The sequence below is a fragment of the uncultured Aquabacterium sp. genome (assembly GCF_947366995.1).
Lineage (GTDB): Bacteria > Pseudomonadota > Gammaproteobacteria > Burkholderiales > Burkholderiaceae_C > Aquabacterium.
The window spans coordinates 1-11472 of sequence record NZ_CANBCC010000032.1; the positions used below are offsets into that span (position 1 = coordinate 1).

Annotated in this window: 8 protein-coding genes and 1 CRISPR repeat array; of the genes, 5 read left to right on the forward strand and 3 right to left on the reverse strand. The window is 64.5% G+C overall.

Going from position 1 to position 11472, the window contains the following annotated elements; all coding sequences use genetic code 11:
- The first annotated feature begins 62 nt into the window (after positions 1-62).
- Positions 63-5009: a CRISPR direct-repeat array (repeat unit 28 nt; unit sequence GTTCACTGCCGCATAGGCAGCTCAGAAA).
- A 224-nt stretch (positions 5010-5233) separates the two neighbouring features.
- The 5 genes from Q0Z44_RS10075 to Q0Z44_RS10095 all read left to right on the forward strand — a co-directional run bounded on the left by Q0Z44_RS10075 (position 5234) and on the right by Q0Z44_RS10095 (position 9009).
- Positions 5234-6040, forward strand: a complete 807-nt coding sequence (locus Q0Z44_RS10075; protein WP_298012203.1) for a hypothetical protein — start codon at positions 5234-5236, stop codon at positions 6038-6040.
- On the forward strand, positions 6037-6531 hold the full coding sequence (locus Q0Z44_RS10080; protein ID WP_298012205.1) for a MotA/TolQ/ExbB proton channel family protein: 495 nt from the start codon (positions 6037-6039) through the stop codon (positions 6529-6531). The genes Q0Z44_RS10075 and Q0Z44_RS10080 overlap by 4 nt, the downstream gene beginning before the upstream one ends.
- The gene (locus Q0Z44_RS10085; RefSeq protein WP_298012207.1) at positions 6528-6881 is read left to right on the forward strand and encodes a DUF2149 domain-containing protein; all 354 of its coding nucleotides are present in this window, start codon (positions 6528-6530) and stop codon (positions 6879-6881) included. The genes Q0Z44_RS10080 and Q0Z44_RS10085 overlap by 4 nt, the downstream gene beginning before the upstream one ends.
- Before the next feature lie 63 nt (positions 6882-6944).
- A complete protein-coding gene (locus tag Q0Z44_RS10090; RefSeq protein ID WP_298012209.1) occupies positions 6945-8321 on the forward strand; it encodes a histidine kinase in 1377 nt (458 codons plus the stop codon).
- Complete coding sequence (locus Q0Z44_RS10095; protein WP_109033836.1) at positions 8314-9009, forward strand: response regulator transcription factor; 696 nt, start codon at positions 8314-8316, stop codon at positions 9007-9009. The genes Q0Z44_RS10090 and Q0Z44_RS10095 overlap by 8 nt, the downstream gene beginning before the upstream one ends.
- Positions 9010-9012: 3 nt before the next feature.
- Here Q0Z44_RS10095 and Q0Z44_RS10100 read toward each other — a convergent pair whose 3' ends face one another.
- Genes Q0Z44_RS10100 through Q0Z44_RS10110 form a run of 3 tightly spaced genes read right to left on the reverse strand, consistent with a single transcriptional unit; the run spans position 9013 to position 11351 of the window.
- Entirely contained in the window at positions 9013-9333 is a 321-nt protein-coding gene (locus Q0Z44_RS10100) for a DUF3325 domain-containing protein (protein WP_298012212.1), read from the reverse strand.
- Positions 9326-11023 (reverse strand): PepSY-associated TM helix domain-containing protein, encoded by a 1698-nt coding sequence (locus Q0Z44_RS10105; RefSeq protein WP_298012214.1) that lies wholly within the window; start codon positions 11021-11023, stop codon positions 9326-9328. The genes Q0Z44_RS10100 and Q0Z44_RS10105 overlap by 8 nt, the downstream gene beginning before the upstream one ends.
- Before the next feature lie 13 nt (positions 11024-11036).
- Positions 11037-11351, reverse strand: coding sequence for an iron uptake protein (locus Q0Z44_RS10110; protein WP_298012217.1), 315 nt, complete (start codon positions 11349-11351; stop codon positions 11037-11039).
- Positions 11352-11472 lie beyond the last annotated feature (121 nt).

The window sequence follows — 11472 nt, forward strand, 5'->3', positions numbered from 1 at the left end:
AAAATTGGGCGTGACGGATGCCCTTTAGTGGCTCAGTTTTGCTCGTGATTCAACATCCCATCGTTCACTGCCGCATAGGCAGCTCAGAAAATCGTCCACGTCACGATCTTGCCGGGCTTCGTGTTCACTGCCGCATAGGCAGCTCAGAAAAACCCAGCGCGTCGATACCCGCCGAGCATGATGTTCACTGCCGCATAGGCAGCTCAGAAACATCCGCGCTAAATCATCTGAACAACTTGGTCGTTCACTGCCGCATAGGCAGCTCAGAAACTGCCCCACTTGCGTGCCTGCACGTGGTACACGTTCACTGCCGCATAGGCAGCTCAGAAAAGATCGGTTTCCTCGATGCCTGTCTCAGCGTCGTTCACTGCCGCATAGGCAGCTCAGAAAGAGCCATCGCGCATTGCACGGCGTCACCCTCACGTTCACTGCCGCATAGGCAGCTCAGAAAACCCAGAAGGCTGGCGGCAAGGACGAGTCGGCGTTCACTGCCGCATAGGCAGCTCAGAAATTGGTTGTACTTGGTGATGCCAAGACGAGTCTGTTCACTGCCGCATAGGCAGCTCAGAAAGACCCGGAAGCGCAGCAACGCGGCGTTCAACCGTTCACTGCCGCATAGGCAGCTCAGAAACTCGTCGTGCATGGCCTGTGCTGCGTCGATCTGTTCACTGCCGCATAGGCAGCTCAGAAAGGGCATGGCGTGATGGCGCATCCGCGCTGTCGGTTCACTGCCGCATAGGCAGCTCAGAAATTGCCGCCCGCCTTTTGCGTGGCGTTCTGGGTGTTCACTGCCGCATAGGCAGCTCAGAAAAACACCAGCAAGGGCGCTGGCGGCGTCGACCCGTTCACTGCCGCATAGGCAGCTCAGAAAGTCAGAAAGCGGCACTGAACCCACGTGCCAGGGTTCACTGCCGCATAGGCAGCTCAGAAATTCACGGCGTGAAGGGTGACGCTGCTTTTCATGTTCACTGCCGCATAGGCAGCTCAGAAATTGTCGATACCGGCGGTGCTGGCAACAGTAGCGTTCACTGCCGCATAGGCAGCTCAGAAACTCGGGGAACCAAGGGTTGTCGAAGTAGTTGATGTTCACTGCCGCATAGGCAGCTCAGAAATGAAGCAGATCGCCGAAAGCAATGGGTGCAGCGTTCACTGCCGCATAGGCAGCTCAGAAATTCTTGGCAACCGAGGTCTTCTGCGCCTTCAGGTTCACTGCCGCATAGGCAGCTCAGAAATTTGACAGCAGCGCATCCTTGAGCCAGGTGTAGTTCACTGCCGCATAGGCAGCTCAGAAATCTGAGCTCGGATCGGCTGGTTCCAAGTACATGTTCACTGCCGTATAGGCAGCTCAGAAATCGCAACCCAGCGTCAGCGCCAGGCTGACGAAGTTCACTGCCGCATAGGCAGCTCAGAAAACGCGCCCATGTGCCTGTCGTCGGCACCGATGGTTCACTGCCGCATAGGCAGCTCAGAAACGGACCCGGACAGATCCAGGCGCGCCCTGCCCGTTCACTGCCGCATAGGCAGCTCAGAAAACCGACGAACACGCCGCCGATGCCTGCACCAAGTTCACTGCAGCATAGGCAGCTCAGAAATGACAGCGATGTATTTGTCTCCAGCGTCGATGGTTCACTGCCGCATAGGCAGCTCAGAAAGATTGCCGATGCGCGTGAAGTAGTAGCCGCGTGTTCACTGCCGCATAGGCAGCTCAGAAAACATGACGTCCTCGCCGTTCGACGGGCGGAAGGTTCACTGCCGCATAGGCAGCTCAGAAATCTACGCCCCTCACGGCCGGTTTCAGGAGTTCGTTCACTGCCGCATAGGCTCAGAAATTGCTCGACCTTGTTGTTTGCGCCAGCGCGGAGTTCACTGCCGCATAGGCAGCTCAGAAAGTGTGGCGGCGGTGGCCGAAGATGATCTCGTAGTTCACTGCCGCATAGGCAGCTCAGAAATGCTCATGGGCTGGAGTCCATCCTCGATTGGAGTTCACTGCCGCATAGGCAGCTCAGAAAATGCCCGGTCGATCATGTGAGCCGGGACTGTCGTTCACTGCCGCATAGGCAGCTCAGAAATGTTCGGCGCCTACAAGTTCGGCCCCACGTGGGTTCACTGCCGCATAGGCAGCTCAGAAATACAACACGCAAGCCAACGTCACGGGCGGCAAGTTCACTGCCGCATAGGCAGCTCAGAAATCGATGCTCGCAGGCGGGCAGCAGAACCCTTAGTTCACTGCCGCATAGGCAGCTCAGAAAATGCCCCAAATCACCAACAGCTTCGGCACCGTGTTCACTGCCGCATAGGCAGCTCAGAAATTGAACTTGCTGTATTCCTCAGCGCACTTGTCGTTCACTGCCGCATAGGCAGCTCAGAAATACTCTCAACTGGTCACGAACCTTGCCAACACGTTCACTGCCGCATAGGCAGCTCAGAAACTGATGCGTAGAAAGCCAAGGGCGACGGGTCTGTTCACTGCCGCATAGGCAGCTCAGAAAGCCGCCGCCCGCGTGCTGGTCAAGGACTCGGCGTTCACTGCCGCATAGGCAGCTCAGAAATGCTGACGCGGTCGAACTGCGGCGTGTCGTAGGTTCACTGCCGCATAGGCAGCTCAGAAAGTCTTGCGTTGCCATCGGCCCGGCCGGCTTCGGTTCACTGCCGCATAGGCAGCTCAGAAATGCAGCAGGCCCAAAAACTGGCCGATGGACGAGTTCACTGCCGCATAGGCAGCTCAGAAAGTCGAACGGGGCGAGATTGAGCGGCTCATGGTGTTCACTGCCGCATAGGCAGCTCAGAAAGTAGCCCGCACCGGGCAGGCTGGCCCAGATGCGTTCACTGCCGCATAGGCAGCTCAGAAAACCATGCGCGCCCGGCGTGCCGGACTCCCTACGTTCACTGCCGCATAGGCAGCTCAGAAAAAATACCCATTTCGTGCCCCCAAACAAAAACGGTTCACTGCCGCATAGGCAGCTCAGAAAGCACCCGCATCCTGGTGCTGTTCCAGCGCTGGGTTCACTGCCGCATAGGCAGCTCAGAAAGCACCAGCGTCCGGGGAAAATACGGGGGAAGAGTTCACTGCCGCATAGGCAGCTCAGAAAGTGGTGGCCACCCATGGCTGATGCCGGCCTGAGTTCACTGCCGCATAGGCAGCTCAGAAAAGGCTGCGGTGTCGGTCGTGGTCGTGGAGGGCGTTCACTGCCGCATAGGCAGCTCAGAAAACGACGGCCAGGCACTGAGCCCAGCCGAACGCGTTCACTGCCGCATAGGCAGCTCAGAAAACACCCACCCCGACGCGTGGCGCTCGCGCTACGTTCACTGCCGCATAGGCAGCTCAGAAAACGGTGCGCAGCTGATGAACCTCGCCGCATTCGTTCACTGCCGCATAGGCAGCTCAGAAACTGGCCCGCACGCTCGATGTTGACGAGCGCACGTTCACTGCCGCATAGGCAGCTCAGAAATGGAACTCGTTGCGTGATGGGCCAGTGTCCAGGTTCACTGCCGCATAGGCAGCTCAGAAAAGCTGGGCCGACGTCGACGAGATGGGTACCAAGTTCACTGCCGCATAGGCAGCTCAGAAAAGCGTGTAGAACTTCGACTGCGGCGTGAGGTTGTTCACTGCCGCATAGGCAGCTCAGAAAACGCGCCCATGTGCCTGTCGTCGGCACCGATGGTTCACTGCCGCATAGGCAGCTCAGAAAGCCAACGACCTGGCCGCAGAGTGCGAGGTAACGTTCACTGCCGCATAGGCAGCTCAGAAATTGAGTGCGGCGACTCGCTCCCGCACGGTGCTGTTCACTGCCGCATAGGCAGCCCAGAAATTCGCCTTGCGAAACAAGGCGTCAAGGCTGGCGTTCACTGCCGCATAGGCAGCTCAGAAACTGGCACCAACACGCTGACGCTCAACGTCACCGTTCACTGCCGCATAGGCAGCTCAGAAAAGCGCGATCTGGACCGCCGCGCCGAAGAAGGCGTTCACTGCCGCATAGGCAGCTCAGAAATCATCGCGCACAGCCTGGAAATCGCGGTTCTTGTTCACTGCCGCATAGGCAGCTCAGAAAATCATGGTTCAGCAGCTCGGCGAGCAGATGGGGTTCACTGCCGCATAGGCAGCTCAGAAATCCAAGGCGCTCATACTCGCTGCGCTTTGAGTGTTCACTGCCGCATAGGCAGCTCAGAAAAAGATGGCGATTGAGACTGGTGCCGGTGCGATGTTCACTGCCGCATAGGCAGCTCAGAAAGGCATTGTGCTTGTCCTGGTCGTGCCGCTAACGTTCACTGCCGCATAGGCAGCTCAGAAATGGACGCGGAGTGCGTGCGCGATCAGCTCGTTGTTCACTGCCGCATAGGCAGCTCAGAAAGTCCACGTCGTCGGCGGTCAGCGGGGTCTCGTGTTCACTGCCGCATAGGCAGCTCAGAAAATGCTGGACACCCGCGACGCCCGCGCGCTGGAGTTCACTGCCGCATAGGCAGCTCAGAAATGGGCCGCCGGGATGGCGACCTGTACCGTTTCGTTCACTGCCGCATAGGCAGCTCAGAAACGACACAGAGCCCCCAGCCGAACGCGGATCACGTTCACTGCCGCATAGGCAGCTCAGAAAATCCGAGTACCCACCACCACCACCGGCCACGCGTTCACTGCCGCATAGGCAGCTCAGAAAATCGCGCGGGCGAAGGCATCGAGATGCAGTGCGTTCACTGCCGCATAGGCAGCTCAGAAAAGCGTGGCCACCGCTTCGCCGCCGGTCATTTTGTTCACTGCCGCATAGGCAGCTCAGAAAGAACAGGGCACCGCGGAAGTTCCTGAAAGGCAGTTCACTGCCGCATAGGCAGCTCAGAAATGACACGGGTGATGGAGTGCACCCGGGAGCAAGTTCACTGCCGCATAGGCAGCACAGAAAAGCACACGCGCCGGCGCGGCGCCCACCACGGCGTTCACTGCCGCATAGGCAGCTCAGAAATGGCGCGGGCCGTGGGAAGCCTGGTTGACATGGTTCACTGCCGCATAGGCAGTTCAGAAATTGATGATCGCGCTGCGCACTCGGCGCCACGCGTTCACTGCGGAACTGGCTGATGGCGCACTCGATCCCGTTCAGCGGGATTCTCCGCCATTTGTCATGCCGAGTTCCCCACCTCGGGCAATTTGCCCGCCCCCACTCGGGCTCCCTGCCCTGGCCGCTGACCTGAAGGCTTCCTACATTGAGGTCAGTCCGCTCGACGCGGCCTCATGCTTCAGGAGTGCCCCATGCCCCCGGTTCCATCCCCCTCGTTCAGTCCACCCCGCGCCCGCCGGATCTCCTCTGGTGTGGCGCTGATGCTGGCGCTGTCTGCTGTCACAGCCGGCGCACAGACCGGCGCACAAACTGGCTCCTGCGGCCAGCCCGAGCCCACGGGCGCCGGGCCCTCCAGCATGGCGGCCAACAACGTCAGTGACCTGTCGCTGGCCTACCAGGCCGAACAGCCCGCCAGCATCACGATGTGCGCCTACGGCTACCTCGCCGCCAAGTGCGGCGACTACGCCACCGCCCACAAGATCTTCGACAAGTGCATTGCCAAGGGCTTCATCGGGCCGATGATCTGGAAGGGCCATCTGCTGCAGGAAGGCGAGGGCGTGCCGCAGGACTCTGTGGCTGCCACCGCGATGTTCAAGCGCGCGGCCGAGTCCGGCCACGATGGCTATGCCGTGATGGGCAAGCTGCATTACGCCAGCGCCTTGTGGGAAGGGCGCGGTGTGGCCCGCAACGAGGCCGAGGCGCGCAAGTGGTTCGAGCAGGCTGCCGCCGAAGGCAGCGAAGATGCGCAGACCTTTCTGAAAACGGGCTACCACACCGGCTCGCGTGACCGCACCGGCAAGGGCGTGGGCGTGCCGACCGAGGACGTTCAGGGCCAGGCGCTGCAGAAGCAGCCCACCGCCACCACAACGGCATTTTCAGGCTGGTACACCGTGGGGATGGGCGCCCTGCTGGCGCTGCTGGTGGCCATCGGGGCGTGGCGACAGGGGCGCACCCGGCTCGCCGGCATCCGCCTGCAGGCTGGAGGGCAACCCGCATGAGTGCCATCGCCTCCATCGACCACGCCATGTACGGCGTGAGCCAGCTTTTTCTGGTACCCGTGCTGCTGGCCATCAGCGCCGCGTTTGCCTACGCCTTCGTGGCGCTCGGTGGCTTTGTGCGGCAGGCCTGGCAGCGCCACCGGGGCCTGCCGGCCGGCTTCGAAATGCGTTTGTGGCGCGAGCGTGAGCCCGCCTTGTCCCTCAGCCACCTCGAGGCGCTGGCCCTGCGCCGGCTGGAGTTGGTGCGACTGGTGACCCGCGTGGCGCCCATGCTGGGCCTGGTGGCCACGATGATCCCGATGGGGCCGGCACTCAAGGCGCTGGCCGATGGGCAGATGGCCGAGGTCTCGCGCAGCCTGATGGTGGCCTTCTCGGCCGTCATCCTGGCGCTGATTGCGGCGGCCATCACGTATGCGGTGGCCCAGGTGCGCCGCCGCTGGTATGCCGCCGACATGCTCGGCCTGGCCAGTGAAGAGGAGCTCATGTCATGAGCGACCTCCAACCTGTCCCGCCGCGTGCACGCCAGCGCCGTGCTTCAGGCCTGCTCGAAGACCTGGAAGACGACGACCCCATTCTGTCGGTCGTCAACCTGATCGACGTGTTCCTGGTGCTGGTGGCGGCCCTGCTGCTGGTGGTCAGCCAGAACCCGCTGAACCCCTTCACCGACGACAAGCTGACCGTGATCCGCCGTGCGGGCCAGCCCGACATGGAGATCGTCATCAAAGACGGCCAGAAGATCGACCGCTACAAGGCCACCGATGGCCAGGGCGCCGGGGCCGGCGTGAAGGCCGGCATGCTGTACAAGATGCAGGACGGCGGCATGGTGTATGTGCCGGAGTGACACAGCCTGGCACAGGGCCGACACCGCTGTGCAAAGCCGCCGCTGCGCGTATCCTCGCTGGCCATGTCCTTGTCTGCCCATCTGCTGATCCGCATGACCCTGGTCGGCCTGCTGTGCTGGTTCGGGGTGTCGGGCTTCGTGGTGTGGCGGCTGCAGCAGGAAGGGCGCGGCACGATCGAGGCCCAGGCAGACATCCTGCAGCGGCTGACCGAGCAGCAGTTGCGCCGGCAACTGGTGGCGCAGGATGCGGGCGGGCGCCTGCCCGATCTGGCGCGGGTGGTGGCCTTGTATGGCCGGCCGGTGTGCCTGCGCTACCAGGCCATCGACCAGCCGCTGGTGCAGTGGGGGTGCGAGCCGCCGGTGCCCACCGAAGCGGTGCCGGCCTGGCTGGCCACGTGGCTGGGCGAGCGCCTGCCCGTCAGTGTCACCCGGGGGATCCGGCTGTGGTCGCGCGAAGACGGGGTGCTGCGCATCGAGCCCCAGCAGGCCGCCGTGATCGAACAACTCTGGAGCCGGTTGCAGGACCTGACCAGCCTGACGGCCGCCACCATCGCCGCACTCGATTTGCTGGTGTGGCTGGTGTTGCGCCGCCTGTTGCAGCCCACGGCCGGGTTTGTGGCGGCCCTCGACCGGCTGGGCGAAGGCGAGCACACCCTGTCCCTGCCCCGGCAGGGCGCGCGCGAGTTTCGCCGGCTCGGCGAGGGCATCCAGCGGCTGGCCGCCACCCTGGCACAGCTGACGGCCATCCGCGCAGCACTCACGACACGGCTCATCGACACCCAGGAGGCCGAGCGCCGCGACATCGCCCACGACCTGCACGACGAGATGGGGCAGTGCATTGCCGCGCTGCAGGCGGTGTCGTCCGGCATCCGCCAGAGTGCCGCGGTGGGCGAGCCGGCTACCATCGAAGACACCGAGATCCTGGATGCGACCGTGAACGAACTGGCCGCCGGCGTGCGTGGTCTGTTGGTTCGTTTGCGCCCGCCCCTGCTGGATGAGCAGGGCCTGCAGTGGGCCTTGCAGGACCTCGTGAGCGCCTGGAACCTGCGCCAGCGTGCGGCGCGCCAGCCACCGCTTCGGGCCGAGCTGACCTTGCCTGCACGTTGGCCTGCCGAGTTGGACGAGGCCACCAGCCTGGGCCTGTACCGCGCCTGCCAGGAGGCCCTGACCAATGCCGCGCGCTATGCCGATGCACGTGAGCCGGTTCGCCTGTCGGTGACCCTGGCGCACGGCCGCCTGTGCCTGTCGGTTCGCAATGCCTGTTCATCGAGCCCGCCGAACCGTGCGGCCTCCGGGACCGGGCTGGGCCTGGGCATGATGGCCGAGCGGGTGCGTGCCCGTGGTGGCGATCTGCACGCGGCGCGCGAGCCGGCCCCGGCCGGAGACGCCTTTGTCCTGACCCTGCAATGGCCGCTGCGCCCGGTGTCTGCCCATGCCTGAATCTGCCGCCACCCCCGTCATCCGCCTGCTGCTGGTCGACGACCATGCCATCGTGCGGGCCGGCTACCGCCACCTGCTGCGCCGGCAGGCTCACCTCGACCTGATCGACGACGCGGGCAGTGCCGAAGAGGCCTACCAGCTCTACCGCCAGAACCGGCCCGATGTCGTCGTCACCGACATGGCCTTGCCGGGGCAGAGTGGGCTCGAGCTGACCCGCCGGCTGCTCGCGCTCGATCCGCAGGCCCGCGTGCTGATCTTCACCATGCACGGCTCGCCCGACTTTGCGCAGGTGGCCTTGCGGGCCGGGGCGCGGGGCTATGTGAGCAAGTCGAGCCCGGCCGAGACGCTGTTGAACGCCATTGCCGAAGTGGCCGCAGGCCGGCGTGCCCTCAGCCCGGATGTGGCGCAGGCCCTCGCGCTGGCCCGTGTGGAGGGCGACACCGGCCTCGATGCGCTGACGCCGCGCGAGTTCGAGGTGCTGCGCATGCTGCTTCGGCCCTTGCCGGTGGCAGAGATTGCCGCGACGCTGCACCTCAGCGAGAAGACCATCTGCAATCTGCACTATCAGATCAAGCGCAAGCTGGGGGTCACGAGCGACATCGAGCTGACCCGGCGCATGCTGCCCCTGCTGGAGCAGGCAGACGCGAGCCTGAATGCCATGGCGGAAGGCGGCGCCGGGGCCGCCTGAGCATCAGCTTCTGCGCCAGCCGGCCCACAGGCGCCACGTGCGGGGGCGCCACGCCAGGCCCAGCGTCACGACCACGGCGGCCACGGTGAGCCACATCACCCACACCAGCACCGCCATCGAAGGGTGATCGCGCTGCAGGCAGGCCACCAGGGCGCCCCCCAGCGCCGCTGCCCCCAGCACCCGCAGGCGGCGCTGCGTGCCTGGCTCAGGTTCTGAGCGGGTGTCTTGTACCTGCTGCCAGTGCACCGGCATGGCCAGGGCCAGCCACACCATGCCAGCGTGGGCCAGCAAGGGCGCCATCAAAGTGTTGAGCCAGTCAGACATGGGCGACCTCCTGTGCGCGCGGCGTGCCCGGCGCGTTCTGCACCACGGGCTGAACGCGGCCCAGCTTGCGTCGCACCGCCAGGGCCAGCAGGGCCGTGGCCAGCAGGCTCAGGTCCACTCCGGCCACCGGCCAGTTGGCAGCGGGCATGGTCACGCCCAGGTGGGCGCCCGTGCTCCAGCCGTTCGCCACCACGGCCGCCACGGCCACCAGCGCCACGGCCAGGCACTGCTCGCGCCAGGCCGGTGAGCGCAGGCCGCGCGACACCGGCGCGTTGCGCCAGCCCGCATGCACCAGGCTCAGCAGCCAGATCCCCCAGAACGCGCGCATCTGCCAATCGGCTGCACCGCTGAGGTCTGCGGGCAGCAGGCGGTTCACCAGCAGCATGCCGGTGGTGGCCAGCAGCATGCCCGTCACGGTGGTCACGGCCAGCGCGTCGACCACGCGCGCACCGGCCGATCCCTGGCGCGCGTGCTGCTGCTTGCGCTTTTCCACGAAGAACACGAAGCCGGTGCCGATGCACAGGCAGCCCAGCAGGCCGCCCACCACATACAGCCAGCGCAGCAGCCAGTGTTCGAAGTGCTGCAGGTGCAGGCCCGAGAGGAACTGGTGCACGGCTGACGCGGGCGCCCGGGGTGGGTCTTCGTACAGCACGCGGCCGGTGCTGGCCTGGAAGTGGATGCCTTCGCCCACCAGGGCCACACGGTCGCTGCCCGCGCGGTAGACGCTGACGTAGCCGTTGGCATCGCCGATGTGGTGCAGCTTCAGAAAGCCCACTTGGCCGGGCATGTCGCGCTCGGCCCAGCGGCGGCGCGCTTCGGCCACCATGGCATCGACCGAGGCGAGCGGTGCGGCCACCCCGGCGCGTTCGTGCGGCAGGCCCGTGCGCGTTGCTTCCAGCACGGCGTGCTGATCGTGCAGCGGCTTGAGCACGGTGTGGCCCAGCGGCAGGTAGATCGAGGCCGCGAAGATCACCAGCCCCGTGAAGGCGAAGAAGAAGTGGAAGGGCAGGGCCAGCACGCCGGTCAGGTTGTGCAGGTCGAGCGTGCTGCGCTGCAGGTGCTTGCGCGGCCGGAAGGTGAAGAACTCGCGGAACAGCCGCCGGTGGATCACCACCCCGCTGACCAGCGCCGCCAGCATGATGAAGGCGGCGAGGCCCACCACGAAGTAGCCGATGTTCTTCCACTTGAGGTGCAGGCTGTAGTGCAGCGGGTAGAAGAAGGCGCTGCCCACTTTCAGCTGGTCGTCTTTCAGGATCTGGCCGGTGCGGGGGTCCACCGTCACGCGGTTGTGGATGTGGTTGTGCGCCGCCGGGTCCTTGGGCAGGGGCACGGCGAAATCGGCGCCGACCAGCAGGACCGGGTCACGGTGGGTGGTGTAGGCCCAGAACTCGTCGATGGGCAGCGCTTCGCGTGGCGTCATCGGGCCCTTCGCAGCATCGTGCAGCACCGGCATCTTGGCCGCGTACTCGACGGGCGACGGCTCCAGCCTGTCCATCAGCGGCCGCAGCATGTGGTCGAACGACGGCATGGGCTGCGGCGCAAAACGCGTCTGCGGAATGGCCCAGCGGTCGATCTCGCGGTCGAACACCGAGAGCGAGCCAAAGAAGAACACCACCATGAGCACGAAGCCGAGCACGAGCCCGAACCACGTGTGCATCCAGGCCATGGCCTGACGGAAAGTCCAGTTCATTGCAGGGCTCCTTTCAGCTCATCAGCACGCGCTGCCACAGCAGGGAGGCCGCCATCGAGGCCGCCCCCCCACCACCGAGCACCCACCACACGCGGCTCAGGCGCGGCGCGGCGAAGGCCCACAGAAAGGCAACGAGGTAGACCAGGAAGGCGGCGATCAGCACGCCGTGCTCGGCTTCGTGAAAGCCGATGCCAGCGGCGACCAGCGCCACCACGGCCAACGCCGAAACGCCCCACGTGAAGGCGTACGCCCCGAGCACGCTCAGAACGATGCGGTGGAACCAGCGCCATCGGGGCGCTTGCGAGGGGGCGTGGGTCAGGGTGGACATGGTTGTGGCGAGTGGGCGACGGAGGGCGGTGCACATCGTTACCGGGCCGGTCGACATGCTTCGAGATGAGATTATAGAATGCGAATCAATCTCATTAGCGTTACATAGATATACCTTTGCC

Coding starts and splice junctions, on each gene's coding strand:
- Q0Z44_RS10085 (WP_298012207.1), top strand. CDS start 6,528: ATGAGCGACCTCCAACCTGTCCCGCCGCGTGCACGCCAGCGCCGTGCT.
- Q0Z44_RS10105 (WP_298012214.1), bottom strand. CDS start 11,023: ATGAACTGGACTTTCCGTCAGGCCATGGCCTGGATGCACACGTGGTTC.
- Q0Z44_RS10110 (WP_298012217.1), bottom strand. CDS start 11,351: ATGTCCACCCTGACCCACGCCCCCTCGCAAGCGCCCCGATGGCGCTGG.
- Q0Z44_RS10100 (WP_298012212.1), bottom strand. CDS start 9,333: ATGTCTGACTGGCTCAACACTTTGATGGCGCCCTTGCTGGCCCACGCT.
- Q0Z44_RS10075 (WP_298012203.1), top strand. CDS start 5,234: ATGCCCCCGGTTCCATCCCCCTCGTTCAGTCCACCCCGCGCCCGCCGG.
- Q0Z44_RS10095 (WP_109033836.1), top strand. CDS start 8,314: ATGCCTGAATCTGCCGCCACCCCCGTCATCCGCCTGCTGCTGGTCGAC.
- Q0Z44_RS10080 (WP_298012205.1), top strand. CDS start 6,037: ATGAGTGCCATCGCCTCCATCGACCACGCCATGTACGGCGTGAGCCAG.
- Q0Z44_RS10090 (WP_298012209.1), top strand. CDS start 6,945: ATGTCCTTGTCTGCCCATCTGCTGATCCGCATGACCCTGGTCGGCCTG.